Annotated in this window: 18 protein-coding genes; 3 read left to right on the top strand and 15 right to left on the bottom strand. The window is 44.0% G+C overall.

Annotated features, from left to right (window positions below):
* Nucleotides 1-67 precede the first annotated feature (67 nt).
* The 14 genes from mnhG to gltB form a co-directional block, all read right to left on the bottom strand.
* Nucleotides 68-505 (bottom strand): monovalent cation/H(+) antiporter subunit G, encoded by a 438-nt coding sequence (mnhG, locus tag AC3IRT_RS15530; RefSeq protein ID WP_489394119.1) that lies wholly within the window; start codon nucleotides 503-505, stop codon nucleotides 68-70.
* Nucleotides 498-770 carry a monovalent cation/H+ antiporter complex subunit F gene (locus tag AC3IRT_RS15525; RefSeq protein WP_116773960.1) on the bottom strand — a complete coding sequence of 91 codons (273 nt, stop codon included), beginning with the start codon at nucleotides 768-770 and terminating at the stop codon, nucleotides 498-500. Before AC3IRT_RS15525 ends, mnhG begins: the two co-directional genes overlap by 8 nt.
* Nucleotides 767-1,243, bottom strand: a complete 477-nt coding sequence (locus AC3IRT_RS15520; RefSeq protein WP_489394118.1) for a Na+/H+ antiporter subunit E — start codon at nucleotides 1,241-1,243, stop codon at nucleotides 767-769. Before AC3IRT_RS15520 ends, AC3IRT_RS15525 begins: the two co-directional genes overlap by 4 nt.
* 6 nt (nucleotides 1,244-1,249) lie before the next feature.
* On the bottom strand, nucleotides 1,250-2,758 hold the full coding sequence (locus AC3IRT_RS15515) for a proton-conducting transporter transmembrane domain-containing protein (RefSeq protein WP_489394117.1): 1,509 nt from the start codon (nucleotides 2,756-2,758) through the stop codon (nucleotides 1,250-1,252).
* The gene (locus AC3IRT_RS15510) at nucleotides 2,755-3,111 is read right to left on the bottom strand and encodes a Na+/H+ antiporter subunit C (protein ID WP_489394116.1); all 357 of its coding nucleotides are present in this window, start codon (nucleotides 3,109-3,111) and stop codon (nucleotides 2,755-2,757) included. The genes AC3IRT_RS15515 and AC3IRT_RS15510 overlap by 4 nt, the downstream gene beginning before the upstream one ends.
* Nucleotides 3,112-3,115: 4 nt before the next feature.
* Nucleotides 3,116-3,529, bottom strand: a complete 414-nt coding sequence (locus AC3IRT_RS15505; RefSeq protein WP_489394115.1) for a Na+/H+ antiporter subunit B — start codon at nucleotides 3,527-3,529, stop codon at nucleotides 3,116-3,118.
* A gap of 6 nt (nucleotides 3,530-3,535) precedes the next feature.
* A complete protein-coding gene (locus AC3IRT_RS15500; RefSeq protein ID WP_489394114.1) occupies nucleotides 3,536-5,845 on the bottom strand; it encodes a putative monovalent cation/H+ antiporter subunit A in 2,310 nt (769 codons plus the stop codon).
* A 241-nt stretch (nucleotides 5,846-6,086) separates the two neighbouring features.
* Nucleotides 6,087-6,527: an SRPBCC domain-containing protein gene (locus AC3IRT_RS15495; RefSeq protein WP_489394113.1), complete on the bottom strand. Its 441-nt coding sequence runs from the start codon at nucleotides 6,525-6,527 to the stop codon at nucleotides 6,087-6,089.
* Nucleotides 6,524-6,895, bottom strand: coding sequence for an iron chaperone (locus AC3IRT_RS15490; protein ID WP_489394112.1), 372 nt, complete (start codon nucleotides 6,893-6,895; stop codon nucleotides 6,524-6,526). Before AC3IRT_RS15490 ends, AC3IRT_RS15495 begins: the two co-directional genes overlap by 4 nt.
* 105 nt (nucleotides 6,896-7,000) lie before the next feature.
* A complete protein-coding gene (locus tag AC3IRT_RS15485) occupies nucleotides 7,001-7,450 on the bottom strand; it encodes an SRPBCC domain-containing protein (RefSeq protein ID WP_489394111.1) in 450 nt (149 codons plus the stop codon).
* Nucleotides 7,451-7,461: 11 nt separating this feature from the next.
* On the bottom strand, nucleotides 7,462-7,875 hold the full coding sequence (locus AC3IRT_RS15480; protein ID WP_489394110.1) for a VOC family protein: 414 nt from the start codon (nucleotides 7,873-7,875) through the stop codon (nucleotides 7,462-7,464).
* 107 nt (nucleotides 7,876-7,982) lie between these two features.
* A complete protein-coding gene (locus tag AC3IRT_RS15475; protein ID WP_489394109.1) occupies nucleotides 7,983-8,555 on the bottom strand; it encodes a Crp/Fnr family transcriptional regulator in 573 nt (190 codons plus the stop codon).
* Nucleotides 8,556-8,669: 114 nt separating this feature from the next.
* Nucleotides 8,670-10,136, bottom strand: a complete 1,467-nt coding sequence (locus tag AC3IRT_RS15470) for a glutamate synthase subunit beta (RefSeq protein ID WP_489394108.1) — start codon at nucleotides 10,134-10,136, stop codon at nucleotides 8,670-8,672.
* Nucleotides 10,137-10,148: 12 nt separating this feature from the next.
* On the bottom strand, nucleotides 10,149-14,663 hold the full coding sequence (gene gltB, locus AC3IRT_RS15465; RefSeq protein ID WP_489394107.1) for a glutamate synthase large subunit: 4,515 nt from the start codon (nucleotides 14,661-14,663) through the stop codon (nucleotides 10,149-10,151).
* 306 nt (nucleotides 14,664-14,969) lie between these two features.
* Between gltB and AC3IRT_RS15460 the strand changes: the two genes are divergently transcribed.
* From AC3IRT_RS15460 to AC3IRT_RS15450, 3 genes are read left to right on the top strand one after another with little or no spacing between them, the layout of a single operon-like run.
* Nucleotides 14,970-15,950: a deoxyhypusine synthase family protein gene (locus AC3IRT_RS15460; protein WP_489394106.1), complete on the top strand. Its 981-nt coding sequence runs from the start codon at nucleotides 14,970-14,972 to the stop codon at nucleotides 15,948-15,950.
* Between the two features lie 7 nt (nucleotides 15,951-15,957).
* Complete coding sequence (locus AC3IRT_RS15455) at nucleotides 15,958-16,524, top strand: hypothetical protein (protein WP_489394105.1); 567 nt, start codon at nucleotides 15,958-15,960, stop codon at nucleotides 16,522-16,524.
* Complete coding sequence (locus AC3IRT_RS15450; protein WP_489394104.1) at nucleotides 16,517-17,095, top strand: non-canonical purine NTP diphosphatase; 579 nt, start codon at nucleotides 16,517-16,519, stop codon at nucleotides 17,093-17,095. The genes AC3IRT_RS15455 and AC3IRT_RS15450 overlap by 8 nt, the downstream gene beginning before the upstream one ends.
* Nucleotides 17,096-17,116: 21 nt before the next feature.
* Here the strand turns inward: AC3IRT_RS15450 and AC3IRT_RS15445 are convergent, their stop codons facing one another.
* Nucleotides 17,117-18,124 (bottom strand): LacI family DNA-binding transcriptional regulator, encoded by a 1,008-nt coding sequence (locus tag AC3IRT_RS15445; RefSeq protein ID WP_489394103.1) that lies wholly within the window; start codon nucleotides 18,122-18,124, stop codon nucleotides 17,117-17,119.
* Nucleotides 18,125-18,126: the final 2 nt, after the last annotated feature.

Below are 18,126 nucleotides of genomic sequence, written 5' to 3'. Positions count from 1 at the left end.
AGTTAGCTGTTTTTTGAGGGGCAACAGTTGCTTTAACCCTTTTTAACGTTGTGAGATAGCTTGTCCCTTATTCGGTTTTTTCTTCACTATCAGCGATTTGTCCGTTCGCGGTATCAGACTCCTGTTCATTCTCCTCCTGCGCCTGTTCAGGATCACTCAGGAGTTCGTGAGTTTCTTGATTATACATGCCATGCAATTCATCAATCACCGTTTCTTTCCACAAGGGTGTTCCCGTAATATATGCGGTACGGGCGATCATGTGCGCCGCTACAGGTGCCGTAATGATCAAAAAGAAGAGAATAGCAATCGCTTTTGTCGTGACAGAAATGTCATCAGGAAACATAATCGCAGCGCAGATCAAAAAGAGTCCGACGCCCAGAGTCGATGCCTTAACGGTAACAGATAGTCGCAGGTAAAAATCTGGCATACGAATCAAACCGATGGAAGCAAATAAGATCGATAATGCACCGATAGTACTTAGGATACCTAGTATAATATTAATCATCTTTTTGTTTTTCTATGTAATAAGAAAAGGCAATTGTACCGAGGAAGGCAATCAGCGCCAAAATAATAGCCACATCGAGCAATACCTCTTGGTTCTGTCGAATACTATAAATGGTGATAATACCTATACCGATGGTAATCATAACATCCAATGCGACCACACGATCTACTACCGAAGGGCCTTTTGCAATTCGGATAAATACCAGTAATACCGATAAAGTAAGAATCGGTAAAATCACATAATCAAAGTAGGTGCCTAATGTCATCGTAATACCTCCATCAATCTGCGTTCTACACCCATTTTAAGACTATTTACAAAGGTTTCTGGATCATTCAAATACATCACATGTATATATAAAGCTTTCTTATCCTCGCTCACATCCAAAATCAAGGTGCCGGGCGTTAAAGATATAAATGTAGATAATACATTGATCTCTAGATCTGTTTTGGCACTCAACGGAAAACGTACCACACCAGGACGAAAAAAGTATTTGGGTGTCATCACATCGTACGCTACCTGTAAATTCGCTTTAATCATCTCATAGATGAAATACAGTAGAAAGCTGATGATCTTGGGTACACGGTAGAAATACCGCTGATCGTACTCATTGCGGCTCATGATCCATAGTACGAAAAAGCCTAATAGCAGACCAAAAATGAAATTAGAGTAAGAAAGCGAACCCGTCAATGCTACCCAGATGAAGGAAAGCAATAGATTCATCAAAAAGTACTTAATCATATCAGATTATCTTTTAGGCCCTAATACCGCTTCGATATAAGGGGTAGTGTCTATTAATTCATTCGATATTCGGTCTGCCACTTGTACTACGCCTTCTGCATATAACCCGATGTATAGTGAGGCACCAGCCAAAATGGCTACTGGCAAAATCAACAAGATCTTCTTAAACAACGGCATGGGTTCAAACTTGTTCTCCAGTACTGATGGATCAGGCGGATTCTTCCAAAACACTTCCGACCAGAGTTGCGCGATCACATATAATGTCGCTAAGCTTCCCACAATCAATGCTGCAACAAAGATGTATTGTCCTTGGCCAAATGCTTCTTGGAAAAGAAATATTTTTGGCCAAAAACCAGACAGTGGTGGAATACCGACGAGTGAAAATAGCACGATAGCAATGAGCAGTGATATTTTAGGATATTCACCGTAAATACCGCCCAATTTGGCCAGATCCATCGAGCCCCGTAATTGTCGAATGACGCCGGCAATCAAAAACATATTCGTTTTGACCATGATATCATGAATCAAATAAAAGATCGTTCCCATGAGTGCGATCTTGGTAAACATAGCGAGACCGCCCATCATGAAGCCGATGTGACACACGATGAGATAGGAAAAAAGCCGGCGTACATTAGTTTTGACCAAAGCACCCAATGCTCCAGTAAGAATGGTAAGCACCGCAATGACCAACAGCAATTGTTTCGTAAAATCATCGGGAATGAAGATCAAACTAAAGACTCGTAGCATCGCATAGATTCCTACTTTTGTCAGCAAGCCGCCAAAGGTGGCTGCCACAGCAGATGGTGGCGTATGATAAGATGATGGTAGCCAATAATACAAGGGAAATACGGCCGATTTAATACCAAATCCTAAGATGAAGAATATGGAGGTAATGCCGATCAGTGTTTGATTTTTAACGCCTTGAATTTTCAAAGCGAGATCAGCCATATTCAGGGATCCGGTAATGCCATACAGAATTCCAATTCCAGTCAGGAAAAACATCGATGCCAAGATGTTGAGTGCCATGTATTTAATAGCTCCTTCTAACTGAGCCTTTCGGCCGCCCAAGGTCATGAGTACAAAAGAGGAAATAATGATGACTTCGAACCACACGTATAGGTTGAAGATATCGCCTGTGAGGAATGCCCCAATCAAACCCATCAAGAGGAAGTGAAAGATAGGAAAATATCCGTACATCATCCGTTGTCGGCTCAAGCCGGTAGTAGAGAATATGGATACGGCAAAGCCGGCAATGGAAGTTAATAGCACCAAAGTAACGGCCAGCAAATCGGCTACGAATACGATCCCGAAAGGGGCTTCCCAGTTGGATGCATTCAGCGTCAGTGTGCCATCGGAATAGACTTTCTCAAAAAGCCGAATTGCCACAATCAACGCCAAAAAGGTGCCGCCCACAGATAGATATCGCTGCGTGATGGTTTTGCGCCAGGCAATTAACTGGATGATCGCAGTGATCAGGTGAACGAAAATAGCGGCTAAAATATGGTTGTCTATCATATATCTTCTTCTTCGGGAGTATTAAGGTCATCCAAATCATCTTTTTGCAACAGCGCGTATGCTCGCTTGAGCAATACGATGGCAAATGCCGATAATGCAAAGCTGATCACGATCGCCGTCAAGATCAAGGCTTGCGGAATCGGATCGGCATAAATGTCTTGAAAGATATTATGATTGCTATTGATAACTGGTGGCTTTCCTTTGGTGATGGAGCCCATGACGAAGATGAGAATGTTTGTGCCATTCCCCATCATCATGATACCTAATAATAACTTAATCATACTGCGACGAAGAATTAGGTAGACGCCAGCAGCATACATCAGGCCAAGGAGGAATATTAGTAATAATTCCATTTGCTTAATCTTGGGTGAGGGATATCGTAAATAAAATAGTGAGCACAACGCCTAACACGACGAGGTACACGCCAATATCAAAAAATAAGGCAGTACCCACTGAGCCGATTACCGGAAACTTATCCTCTAACCATAATCCTGTCATCGGTGGATAGCCAAAGAAGGTCGGTATGATAACACTCAGAACGGCCAATCCTAACCCGATCGGAATCAGGGAAAGCGGCTTGCGGCGCATGATTTTCATAGAAGCTTCTGCACCATTAGCAAAGCTATGTAGCACAAAGGCAATCGATGCGACTAATCCGCCGACAAAACCTCCTCCTGGAAAGTAGTGGCCGCGTAAAAGCAGGAACACTGAAAACAGGAGCAGTATAGGGAGCAAATACCGCGTAGCGGTTTGTAGGATTGTACTTCTCATATCAGATTATTCTTTTTCAGAAGATTTTAAACGTAATTTCAATAAGCTGTACACGCCTATGGCTGCAATACTCAACACCACGGTCTCAAACATAGTGTCTATTCCCCTAAAGTCAACAAGAATCACATTTACGACATTCTTGCCCTTTGCCAATAGGTAGGCATTTTCACCATAAAACTGACTAATGCTTTTATCGATAGGTTCGTTGATTACTTTGAGCGCAATAAGCGAAAGAATGACTCCAAAGCCTAACGCTACTGCAATATCTCGGTAGCGACGTGTCGAACTTTCTAACTTTAAGAATGGCGGTAATTTGTACAATACTAATACAAATAGTACCGTCGTAAGCGTGTCAATCGTGAACTGCGTCATCGCCAAATCTGGTGCACTGTAGAATACAAACATCAAACAGATACAATACCCTACTACCGTCATAGCTACTACGGCCGTAAGAAGGTAAGGTGTAGATAATACGATGCCCACCGCACCAATTAGTATGAGCACTACCGCTACTTCGTAAATGGACAATGCGCTCAAACTCTCCCAATCAAGATGGATCGGGCCGCTAAGCCAAAGTTTGTACGCCAACAATGCTTCGGCAAATAAAATAATCTTTAAGTGATAGGAGCGAAGGTAGCCATTATGTACTACGTTGGTATAGCTTTGCGAAAGCTTCAATAACCCTTGTCCGAGCAGGTCAAAGAAATATTGTGGCGAAATTACATTTAGGCGCTCTAATGCGTTTAGTTTTTTAGGATTTGGTTTGTTGACGAAATACACCAATACACCTGTTCCCAGCGTAGCCAAACTTAATATTAGAACGGTATTGACGCCGTGCCAAAGTGCTAAATGAAGATCGGTATTGCCGCCAAAAACGGCATCAGCAGCTTGCAGCGAAAAATAGGTTCCGGTAATACCAGGAAAGATGCCGGCAATTACACCAAGCACGCCTAATATAAGAGGCGGAATCCAAAGCGCTGCATATGGCCGATGCGTGTCTTGTAACGTTTCTGGTAGTTTGCCAAAAAAAGGTTTTATTCCAGCCATAAAGCCAGCAGCGACCAAGGCGACGTTGGTACCGACCGCTAAACTTGTTAAGATAACTGAAAGCGTGTTTCCGCCTTCGAGCGTAGCAGCATAAATCAAATCCTTTCCGATAAACCCGAAGGTGCTGGGCAAACCAGCACTGGATAAAGCGGCCAATCCGCCTGCGACGGCCACCCAAGGCATTACTTTGCGTAATCCAGCGAGTTTACTAATATCGCGCGTGCCAGTCTCGTGATCGATAATACCGGTCACCATAAAAAGTGTGGCTTTATACAAGGCATGCACCACTATGAAAACCACGACGGCGATAATCGCTTCCTTGGTTCCTAATCCAATCAAAAAGGTGAGCACACCTAAAGCAGAGATTGTTGAATAAGCCAATATTCCTTTTAGATCCAATCGAAAAAGCGCGTGAAATGCTGCAAAGATCATAGTAAACCCACCAACAATCATCAAGGTATAACTCCATAATTCGGTATGGCCGAGTACGGGATTGAAGCGCGCTAGAAGGTAAATACCAGCCTTCACCATTGTAGCCGAATGCAAATAGGCAGACACCGGTGTTGGTGCTTTCATCGCGCCAGGCAGCCAGAAATGAAAAGGAAATTGTGCTGATTTGGTAAATGCTCCTAAGCAAATAAGCGCCAAAATTAGCGGATACAGGCTGTGACCAATAATAAGATCTCGTGCTGCGACCAGCTCCGAGATTTGATACGTGCCTGCGATATTTCCCAACAGCGTTAATCCTGCTAAAAGAAAGAACCCGCCCATTCCAGTGACGGTCAATGCACGAAGGGCGCTTTTGCGAGACTCGTCGCTATCATTATTAAACCCAATCAAAAAGAAAGAGCTGATACTTGTTAGTTCCCAGAAGATGAATAAGGAAAAAATATTATCAGACAATACCACGCCCAGCATGGCGGCCATAAACAGGCATAGATAAGCAAAAAAACGATCGAAATAGGGATGTCCTTTCAGGTATTTAATGGCATATACGAATATGGCTGTCCCAATGCCCGAAATCAATAGGGCAAAGAGAAGGGATAGGCCATCCAATCGAAATGCAAAATTGATATCCATAGAAGGGACCCAAGGCAGAATTTGCGTGTAGATCGTTCCTTCAGATACCGCAGGGATATACTGTAGATAGTACAGGAATATGATGGCTGGTACGAGCGTCAATAGTACGCTCCATTTTGTTTTAATTTTATTGCCAAATGGCAACATCAGCAATGCGCTGAATAATCCTAGAATTACCGTTAAAAGCATGTATCCGACGTAAATTGTGATGGTTGCGGATAAAATTACTAAAAAAAGCCCGTTTTTTTGCCTTAAACGACCTACTGTTTAACGAGCACGGCTAAATTTCCTCGCAAATTCACTATTTGCGATTTATTGTTTTACCCAATGATTCGAACAGTTCGAAGGCGTGTACTTCTTGCTGAAAATTGTTTGACTTCGTAATCAATAGGAATTGACCTAATAACCCTAAATCCAACCTCACCTCGGATTATTCAAAATCCGGAGGTGTTTCCATTTGTAGTTCTGCGTACTTTTTAAAGTTGTCTAAGATCGCTTGCCAGCCGGCGCGTTGCATTTCCAGCTCGTTAGTTTGTTCGGGATCGAAGATGGTCGTGACTATTACACCATCCGCACTTTCTGAAAAATGGGTGTTCACTTTGCGGCCGTCCGTCATGATGTAGCTGACTTGGTCGGGTGCCGAAACATCAGAAAAAACGGCTTCAAGATCAAATCCCATTTTGCCGTCTTTAGATTCCATACGTACTTTGTATTCGCCGCCAGGTTGTAGATCTACGGATGCACTGGGGCAGGACCAATCGTCGGAAGCATAATTCCACTGTACGATATGTTCTGCTTCCGTGTAAAATTTCCATGCTGCTTCAAGCGTGGTGTCAATGGTCGTGGAGATTGTAATCGCTGTTATGTTCATGATTTTTTGTGTTTAGCATCCTGTTCTTCTTTTCTAAAAAGAACAATTCGTTCGATAAGATTTAAGGGTAAGTGATCTGCCAATGGAAATTGCACTGAGCCTTTTCCTTGTTTGTAAACCGACAGCTCTTTGGCAAACGCTTCATGACCGGCCGGTGTGGCATAAAAACCAATGTGGTTTTTGAAAGCCGCAAAATACACCAATGGCTTGCCATGCAATTTGTACGCAGGCATATTATAGGAGATCTGTTCCTGCGCATCTGGCGCTATGCGTACTATTATTGCCCGAATATCCCGCAATTTTAGTTGCACTTCCTTCGGGAAGGATACGATGTAACTCTCTACATCTGTCCAGCCTTTCTTTTCCATGATAAGATGCTTAACCTTTGGAAATACAGTAATCGAATATCATGCCTAAACTCACGCCAACAATAAATAATCGCGACGGTTTGCGCAAGATTAGCATAGCTAATCTTATCCTTCGCAGATCGCTTTTAATTTTTCTAGCGCCATTGGCCAGATCAAATTCATGTGTTTGGCATGCTCGCCGTCGTCGGTCACCTCCACACGGACGGTAGTGACGCCATCTTTTTCGTCGAAATAGTAGTTTTCAAAAGAGTTTTCCCATCCGGCAAGTTCTGGTTCTTCGGTTATTTTCTTATCTCCATGGGAATAACCATAATGATGCATAGAGATAAATTGATTCGGGATATGTTCCACAATTTCTGCTAAGATGCCATGTTTTGTGCCGTGCTCATCCAACGAAGTGAAACTAATTTTGTCACCTTTGTTCCAGCCGCCTTCAAAGTCCGACGTTGGACTAAATGGTGTTGTCCATTGCGGATAAGTTTCTTGGCCGATCATCCGGTTGACAATCAGTTTCGCAGGTGCGTGGATATCGATGTTATACCTGATTTTGTCCATGTCTTTATGAGCTAAGCGATGGGGAAGTTAATCATCCAGTGAACGCCATATTTGTCGGTAAAGGAGCCAAAATAATCGCCCCAAAACATCTCTTCCATGGGCATTTCTATGGTGCCATCGGCAGATAAGCCGTTGAACAAGCGGTCTGCTTCCTCGCGACTGTCGGGAACGAGCGATATGTAATGATTGTTGCCTTGGTGCAATACATGTCCGGCGCTTTTCAAGCAATCCGAAGCCATGAGATATTGTTGATTTCCTAACGGAATGGAGGCGTGCATCACATAGTTTTTCTCTTCTTCGGGTACCTCAAAGTCAGGCACTTGGTGCATGTATTGAATGTTGAGTTCGCCGCCAAAGATAGATTGGTAAAAACGAAAAGCTTCTTCCGTTTTGCCTTCAAAATTGAGATAAGGATTTGCAATCATAGTATAGCTGTTTATAAAGTATCAACGACAATATGTACTGTCTAAGTATAAGCAAATCTAATAGATAAACTTCTGAGTGCTATTATCTTATGGCAAGAAATAGGTGGCTAGCCAAGGTCTTTACGAATACGGCTAAGGGAGGTGTCGGTGATGCCCAAAAAACTGGCAATTTGCTTTAACGGTGCATGGCGGATAATCTGCGGCTTGTTGGTTAAAATGTCTAGATAGCGCTCTTTGGCCGATTGGGTAATAATGTCGATGGTTTTTTGTTTGAATTGAAACAATTTGTTCGTCATCCAAAGCCTTCCCCATTCACTGAATCCTGGGATCGTATGAAATAATTCTTGAAAAGTGCCGTATGGTATCGTCCATCCGGAGCCGTCGGTAAGTGCGTGGAGGTCTTCTTGAAGCGGTGTGCGCTGGAATAGTGAAAGCACTTCGATGACCACCTCGTATTGCCCAAAGAAATCGGTGGTAATCTCATCGCCATGGTAATTGTGTGTGTATGATCGAATCAGCCCGCTTTCGAGTACCAAGTATTCGTTGAGCACTTTGCCACGCTCGTAAAGCAGTTCACCTTTTATGAAAGAGCGCGGATGGTGTGCGTCTATAATGCGGCGAAGATCATCCGCAGAGATCAATGGATGTTGATAGACTTTTGATAAAATAACCTCTTTCATAAGTTTAGCGCGTTGGGATTGCTACGAATATAAAGAAAGCCTATCCAATAAAGGATAGGCTTTGACTAGATTTAATATGTATATGCGCTTAATACAGCTACACCGTAACGCGGTTTATGCGTAAGAATAAATGGCATCTTTCGATTCCAACTCCGAATAACCCATCAGGTATTCATCGACTTTACGGGCACATTCACGGCCTTCCGAAATCGCCCAAACCACCAAAGATTGCCCTCTGCGCATATCGCCTGCGGCGAAATATTTGCTTTTAGACGTTTGGTATTCGCCTTCTTTCGCATTGACGTTGCCACGCTCATCATAGCTAATGCCTGCCTCATCCAATAAGCCATCATGCTGGGGATGTAAGAAACCCATCGCCAGTGTCACCAATTCACAAGGAATTTCTCGTTCTGATCCTTCAACTTCTGCAAATTTTGTTGGTCGGCCATTGGCATCAGTTTCCCAAGCAAGATCCACCACTAACGCTGCGCGTAAATTGCCTTGCTCATCGCCCAAAAATGCTTTCGTGCTTACGCTCCAATGGCGCTCACAACCTTCTTCGTGGGATGTTGTCGTTTTTAACAACATCGGATAAGTTGGCCAAGGCATCGCTGCGGTGCGCTCTTTTGGTGGCTGCGGCATTAATTCAAATTGCGTGACGCTTTTTGCGCCATGTCGGTTCGACGTACCTACACAATCCGATCCGGTATCACCACCACCAATGACTAATACATTTTTGCCCGTAGCGGTGATTTCTTCTACCTCGATAGGAGAGTTTCCCACACGTTTATTCTGCTGTTTCAAGAACTCCATGGCGTACTGCACACCTTTTAGTTCTCTTCCAGGAATGTTGAGGTTACGTGGGATCGTAGATCCACCAGATAATACCACCGCATCATAAGCTTCCAATTCCGACGTTGGCACATTCTTGCCGACCTCTGCATTCGTCCGGAACTCGATGCCTGATTGCTGCATGATTTCTACCCGACGATCAATGATTGATTTATCCAATTTAAAGTCTGGAATACCGTAGCGCAATAAGCCGCCGACTTTATCGTCTCGCTCATACACCACTACATCATGTCCTGCTTTATTGAGCTGCGCAGCAGCAGCCAATCCTGCTGGTCCACCACCCACAACAGCGACTTTCTTGCCTGTTTTTAGGAAACTTTTGTTCGGTTTTACATACCCTTTTTTGAAAGCGATCTCGATGATGTGTTTCTCAATTTCCTCGATAGATACCGGTGGTTTGTTGATCCCTAATACGCAAGCAGCTTCACAAGGTGCTGGGCATATTCTACCCGTAAACTCGGGGAAGTTATTTGTAGATACCAATATTTGGTACGCTTCTTCCCATTTGCCATCATATACGGCATCGTTGAACTCTGGAATAACATTTCCGAGTGGACAACCCGAGTGGCAAAACGGGATACCGCAATTCATACATCGCGCCGCTTGATCGTTCAGTTGCGTATCGGAATAGGGCTGTACAAATTCCTCATAGTTTTTTACCCGATTGCCTGCTGCATCCTTTTGTGGTGCAACTCTATCATATTCTAAAAATCCTGTTGGTTTTCCCATAACTTTCCTCCGCTAAGCGACCACTAATTTTTTATTTAACACATTCTTGTATTCTCTTGGGAATACCTTGATGAACTTGTACTTCTCATTTGCCCAGTGTTGCAAGATATAAGATGCTCTCGCGCTATTGGTAAGATGTATATGCTTCTTTAATAAGATGATGATCTCGTTTTCATCTTCGGTGTCCAACGGGTCGAGATCCACCATTTCCTGATTGCAATTGTCGCGGAATGTCTCGTTGATATCATAGATCCAAGCGATACCGCCGCTCATACCTGCCGCAAAGTTTCTACCGGTAGACCCTAGTATCAACGCTCTTCCTCCGGTCATGTACTCACAACCGTGATCGCCAATACCTTCTACGACTGCCGTCGCACCAGAGTTACGCACCGCAAAACGCTCACCAGCTAAGCCATTGATATATAAGTATCCGCTGGTGGCGCCGTAAAGCGCTACGTTACCGATAATGATATTGTCTTCTGGCACTAGTGTGCTTTCTTTGGCTGGATAAATAGCTAATTGTGCACCAGATAAACCTTTTCCGACATAATCATTAGCCTCGCCCTCTAACTCAAACGACAATCCTTTGGTTGCGAATGCACCGAATGATTGACCGGCCGAACCTTCGAATTTGAAGTTGATGGTATCTTCTGGCAAGCCTTTAGAACCGTAGACTTTGGAGATCTCGTTGGACAATAATGTACCAATGGTACGATCTGTATTTTTGACTTTGAAGGTGCCAAATACCGGATCTTTGGATTCGATAGCACGTTCAGCTTGTTTCAGCAATGCCCAATCCAAGATCATACTCATACCGTGATCTTGCTCTTCGGTGTTGTATAATGAGTCTTCAGAGAAGTTTCTAGCCACATGCAGAATGCCAGTGAAATCCACTTTTTGTGCTTTCCAGTGCGGGATATCTTCGCGTTTTTTCAAGAACTGTGCTTTACCCACCATTTCGTTGATGGTGCGGAAACCCAATTCGGCCATCGTCTCGCGCATCTCTTCTGCCAAGAAGTGGAATAGATGTACCACGTCTTCTGGTTTACCAGAGAATAATTTGCGTAATTCTGGATCTTGCGTAGCAACACCAACTGGGCAGGTATTCAAGTGACATTTACGCATCATGATACAACCACCTGCGATCAAAGCCGCTGTCGCGACGCCCCATTCTTCGGCGCCTAATAAGGTAGCGATCACTAGATCACGACCTGTTTTCATCTGTCCGTCAGCTTGTAATACAATCCGGCTACGTAGTCTATTTTGTACCAAGGTTTGGTGTGCTTCGGCCAAGCCCAATTCCCAAGGCAAACCAGCATGTTTCACTGAGCTGAGCGGTGAAGCACCTGTACCGCCATCGTATCCGGCAATCAAGATCACATCGGCGTGCGCTTTTGCTACACCCGCTGCAATCGTACCGACACCTGCTTTTGAAACCAGTTTAACGTTGATCCTTGCTGCACGATTGGCATTCTTCAAGTCAAATATGAGCTGCGCTAAATCCTCGATCGAGTAAATATCGTGATGCGGAGGCGGAGAAATTAATCCTACGCCAGGTGTTGAGTGCCGCGTTTTGGCAATCCAATCGTCTACTTTGTGACCTGGTAGCTGCCCACCTTCTCCCGGTTTAGCTCCTTGCGCCATTTTGATCTGAATTTCATCCGCCTGCGTCAAGTAATTGGAAGTGACTCCAAAACGAGCCGAAGCCACTTGTTTGATCGCCGAGCGCATCGAATCTCCATTTGCTAAAGGCGTGTAGCGTGCTTCATCTTCTCCACCTTCACCGGTATTCGATTTGCCGCCAATGCGGTTCATCGCGATCGCTAAGGTGCTATGTGCCTCATGCGAAATGGATCCGAAAGACATCGCTCCTGTTGCAAATCTTTTTAAGATTTCAGGAGCAGATTCTACTTCCTCTACTGGTATTGGCGTGCGATGCTTGGCGAAGTCCAGCAAACCGCGCAAAGTAAACATGCGCTCCTGTTGGTTATTGATCAGCGAAGCGTATTTTTTATAGGACTGATAATCATTATTGCGACAAGCTTGTTGCAATAAGTGCACCGTTTGTGGATTCCACAAGTGTCCTTCACCACGACGTTTCCATTGGTAAATCCCACCTTCTGGTAAAATCTCTTTAGGTACACGGCCTTGCTCGAAACTTTTGGCATGTTTGGCCAGCGCTTCGCGGGCAATATCATCTAAGTTCAGACCACCGATGCGGGATACCGATCCGCAGAAATAGTTGTCTACGACTTCTTTGTCGATTCCTAAGATTTCAAAGATCTGAGCACCATGATACGATTGCAACGTGGAGATTCCCATTTTAGAAAAGATTTTCAATAAGCCCGCGCATACTGCTTTAACGTAATTTTTGCGTAGCTCATCCCACGAAAGATCGGTTTCCAATTGCTTTTCTTCTTTCATCGTACGGATGCTGGCCAAGGCCATATACGGATTGATGGCAGTAGCTCCGAAAGCTAGCAAACAAGCAAAATGGTGTACTTCCCATGCGTCGCCCGCTTCGACTACCAAACCAACCGCGCCACGATTACCCGTTTTGATCAGGTGATGGTGTACGGCGGAGACGGCCAAGATAGACGGAATGGCGGCGTGCTGTGAATCGATCGCACGATCGGATAGAATGATTACTTCAAAACCATCTTTCACCGCGTCATCCGCATAGCGACACAGGCGTTCGATGCCAGCCTCTAGAGAACCCGGCTGCCCATCTGCTTTGAAATACGTTTGCAAAGTTTTCGCTTGGAATACGCCGGTATCGATAGAACGTAGTTTTTCTAATTCGCTCGATGTAATGATTGGATGCTCTAATACGACACAGTGACAGAATTTTTTGTCTTCGATCAAAATGTTGCCGGCATTGCCGATAAACGTTGCCAAACTCATCACCAAACGCTCGCGAATTGGATCTATTGGTGGATTTGTTACTTGCGCAAAGAATTGCTTGAAATAGCTGGATAAATGCTGCGGTTGATCGGATAACACGGCCAAAGGCACATCGGTACCCATAGATCCAATCGGCTCATAACCGGTCAACGCCATTGGTGCGATGATCGTTTCTAAATCTTCGCGTGTGTAGCCGAATGACTGCTGGTATTTGAATACCGATTCTTTCGATAAATAGGTGAAGGTAACGCGTGGTTCCGCCAATTCCTTCAATCTGATTTTATAGTTGTCCAACCATTCACCATACGGTTGTTGGCGTACTAATTCTCCTTTTACTTCCTCATCTGTGCGCACGCGACCGACTTCCATATCGACCACAAAGATCTTTCCTGGCTGTTGTCTGCCTTTTTCGATGATCAATTCTTCTGGAATTGGTAGAGCACCTGCTTCTGATGAGGCAACCACGCGATCGTCAGAAGTGATCGCATAGCGCAATGGGCGCAATCCGTTACGATCTAAGGTCGCACCGATGATCTTTCCGTCGGTGAAACACAGCGCCGCAGGACCATCCCAAGGTTCCATCAAGGTGGCGTGGTATTCGTAGAATGCGCGTTTCAATGGATCCATCTGCGTGTTGCCATCCCAAGCTTCTGGCACGAGCATCAACATCACATGTGGTAGACTACGGCCTGAATGTAGTAGTAATTCGACCACATTGTCTAAGCAAGCCGAATCTGATTGACCTTTATCTACTACTGGCAATAAGATGTCCATCTCTTCTTTGGTGAAATATGGCGATGATAAAGCTCTTGCGCCAGCATAAAACCAGTTTAGATTTCCAGTCAAGGTATTGATTTCTCCATTGTGCGCCATCATACGGAATGGCTGCGCCAAAGCCCAAGACGGGAAGGTGTTGGTGGAGAAACGAGAGTGAACTAACCCGAAGGCAGATGTCACACGCGAATCATGTAAGTCTGTATAATATGTACCTACTTGATAGGTCGTTAATTGTCCTTTGTAGATAATGGTTTTACAAGACAACGAAGCGAAATACAAGGGTAGGGGATATTCCTGGTGTTCTTTTACTTTCTGTACGATCAGACGGCGAAGAACATACAGCTTTCTTTCGAAATCTTCCGTGTTTTTAACGCCTTCTGGGCGAGAAACGAAAAACTGTATAATCTCTGGTTCTGCACTTAATGCGGTCGGGCCAATGCCGTCGCGATTGACCGGCACATCGCGAAATCCTAAGAAATCCATGCCGCGATCTTTCGTCGCTTCTTCGATAAGCGATCGACAAAGTGCATTCAGCTCTTGTTCTTTTGGTAAGAATACCATCCCAGCGCCATAATAGCCCGGTTCTTCTAGCTGTATGCCCAGATTAATACATTCTTCCCACAAAAACTCATGTGGCAACTGAATCATAATCCCGGCACCATCACCGCTTTCTGGATCACAACCACAGGCACCACGATGCTCCATGTTTTCTAACATGGTCAACGCATCAGCCACCTGATTATGCGATTTTATTCCTTTTATATGTGCAACAAATCCTACACCACAGGCATCATGCTCAAACTCCGGATTGTATAATCCGGATGCCTGCAAACTATCGTACATCATACTTCCTCTATTATTTAGTTTGCTAATATAGTAATAAATACAATACGATTTTAACCAATTTTCATTTTTTAGCTTATTATATTGATACAAATTTAAACATGAACTGATTATATCGTATTATTTGTATTTTATGCTTGATTTGTTGATAAAATCGAAATGGTAACATATTGTACTCTTCTCCTGATAATACGTGCCATATTCGAGCCAAAGAAAGTAGATCTGGGAGATTTTAAGTAGCGATTAGCTTTTCAGCAAAAAAGGCTACCTTTGTTAGAAAGGATTTACCATCTAAATTTTTAATAGATCATGACGAAAAACAGAGGTCCTATTTCTCAATTTATTGAGAAAAACTACCTTCACTTCAACGCTGCAGCGCTAGTAGATGCAGCGAAAGGCTACGAAACGCATTTGGACGAAGGTGGAAAGATGTTGGTTTCATTAGCTGGTGCGATGAGTACAGCAGAGTTGGGTATTTCTCTGGCGGAAATGATTCGCCAAGATAAAGTTGCCATCATTTCTTGTACAGGTGCTAACCTAGAAGAGGATGTAATGAATTTGGTAGCACACTCGCATTATAAGCGTGTGCCGAACTACCGCGATCTTACTCCGCAAGACGAGTGGGATTTGTTGGAGAATCACTATAACCGTGTAACGGATACTTGTATCCCAGAGGAAGAGGCTTTCCGTCGTTTGCAATCTCATCTTGAGGCGGCTTGGAAGAAAGCAGAAGCAAATGGCGAGCGTTATTTCCCACACGAGTTTTTGTATCAAGTGGTGCGCTCTGGTGATTTGGAGCAGTATTACGAGATTGATCCTAAAAACTCTTGGATCTTGGCTGCCGCAGAGAAAAATATTCCTATTGTCGTACCAGGATGGGAAGATTCTACCACAGGTAATATCTTCGCTTCGTACGTCATCAAAGGACAGTTGCAAGCATCGACCGTGAAATCTGGGATCGAATACATGGTGTGCCTAACCGAATGGTATCGCGAAAACTCTGGCGGTAAAGGTGTTGGTTTCTTCCAGATTGGTGGCGGTATTGCTGGTGATTTTCCAATCTGTGTGGTGCCGATGATGTACCAAGATTTGGAATGGCATGATGTGCCCTTCTGGTCTTACTTCTGTCAGATTTCAGATTCTACAACTTCGTACGGATCGTATTCTGGTGCTGTTCCCAACGAAAAGATTACGTGGGGTAAACTAGATATCAATACACCTAAATTTATTGTAGAGTCGGATGCTACGATTGTAGCACCATTAATCTTTGCTTGGATCTTAGGTCAATAACGATAGGATGTCTAACCTGCTGACGAATCACCCCGTTGCGCTTAACGCGCTGATGAACGAAACGCTGTTTTCGGCAGATTTTGTTGTACAGGAGCAACCATCTAGTGGTTTTCAGCAGGTAGAAGCACAATCATTCATAACTCCTCCAGCACGCGATACCACTCCGTTGAGCGTGCCGGAGGAGTTTATTTATCAAGGATCGGTAGATAAACGCATTCTCTTTATCTTGCGCTATCCTGAATTTGATTATTTTTCGCCAGGTGCATTAGATGCCTTCGCAAAGATCCTAGCTGCAGTGAACCTTCGTGTAGCAGACGTTGCTGTGGTTAATTTGGCCAACGCGCATAATCCCAACGATTTTAAGCGTATTATGCAATTCTTCCAACCGACGCGCATTACGTTGCTTGGTGTGGAGCCGGCTTCTTTGGTGCTACCGCCAATTCCTCACAATGCGTATATGAAGGGGAAAGTAGCTACCGTATTCAATACCTATAGTTTTGAGGAGATGTTTGCGAATGTGGAGAAGAAGAAAGCCTTCTGGCTTGAATTCAAAAAATTTATTACAAATGACTAAACTTGTTTTTGCCACTAACAATGCCCACAAACTCGAAGAAGTAAAAGCGATGTTGGGCGGAGAATTTGATTTGCTATCGCTGGCCGATATTGGTTGTACGGCAGAGATTCCAGAAACGGGAGATACTTTTGAACACAATGCGCAGCAGAAAAGCGATTATATCGTCACGCATTTTCAGGTAGACTGTTTTGCAGATGATTCGGGTTTAGAAATTGATGCGCTGGATGGAGAGCCAGGTGTGTATTCAGCACATTATAGCGGTTCTCGAGATATGGCGCAGAACATCGCGTTGGTATTGGAAAATTTGGGGGAGAATCAATATCGTACAGCACGTTTCCGTACGGTGATCTCTTTGTCCATTGCCGGTCAGCAGCATTTCTTTGACGGCACTGTAGAAGGAAATATCATTACGGATGAACGCGGCGTGGATGGCTTCGGCTATGATCCGATCTTTATACCGAAAGGCTACAAACAGACATTTGCCGAGATGCCTGCCGAGCAGAAGAATAAAATCAGTCATCGCGCGGTAGCCGTAGAAAAGTTGGTTGAATTTTTACGCAGTCAGCAATAATCCTACTTTCTTTTTTATAACTTATTTAAGCGATAGCTTAGAGGTCAATACGACCGTTTTGTACGGCATATCCTCTTTCTGCTCTATCGCTTCAAACAAGATTTCGGCTGCCTTCAATCCTTGCTCTCCCGGGTATTGCTCAATACTTCCCATAGGAGGGTTGTCCATATATTGCCATAATGGATAGTTCGCAAAACTGATGAAAAATATATCCTGATTTAGTGCCAATCCTTTTGTTTTGACATATCGAATGACATCCAGCGTCACAAAATCATTAAAAGAAACGACGGCGGATGGTCGATCGGGCAAATTGCAGAGTGTTTCTATTGCCATTTCATTGCCAGCTAACGTCAAATCGGTATGCACTGTATAATTCGGATCGAACGAAATATTTTGCTTTACTAAGGCTTGCTCAAAGCTATTTTGCCGCTGTTTAGAAGATATCATGGTATCTGGCCCGTTAATTAACGCGATTTTCTGATGTCCGCGACTAACAAATGCTTCTATTGCTTCTTCCATTCCTGTCGCGAGGTCACTGAAGACTCGGTGTACATCAGTGCGTTCGGGCACGCGATCAAAGAATACTACTGGAATATTAGATTGCCGAAGTGTATCAATAAAAGCTAGATCATGCGTGTTTTTACTCAAAGAAATGATTAGTCCGTCTACGCGATGCTTCTTAAAAGTTTGGATTATGTTATTCTCCCGTTGCTCATCATCCAGCGACTGGCCTAAGATCACCGTATAATCTCTTTCGCTGGCGTACTGTTCGATCGAGCTGATCGCTTCGGTAAAGAATGGTTCTGCCAACATCGGCAAGATAACACCTATGGTGAAGGTTTTCCGTTGCTTGAAAAATATCGCCGTTTGGTTTGGCTCATAATGGAGCTCCTTGGCCATATTTTTCACACGCATCGTCGTTACCAAACCAATACTTGGGTGATCATTTAGTGCACGAGATACAGTTGAAGTCGAAATCTTTAGTTTTCTCGCTATCTCTTTTATGGTAGCAGGTTTACTATTCAGCATAA

It is taken from the genome of Sphingobacterium sp. KH_072, from assembly GCF_057837975.1.
This window is presented reverse-complemented; position numbering and strand designations above follow the sequence as displayed.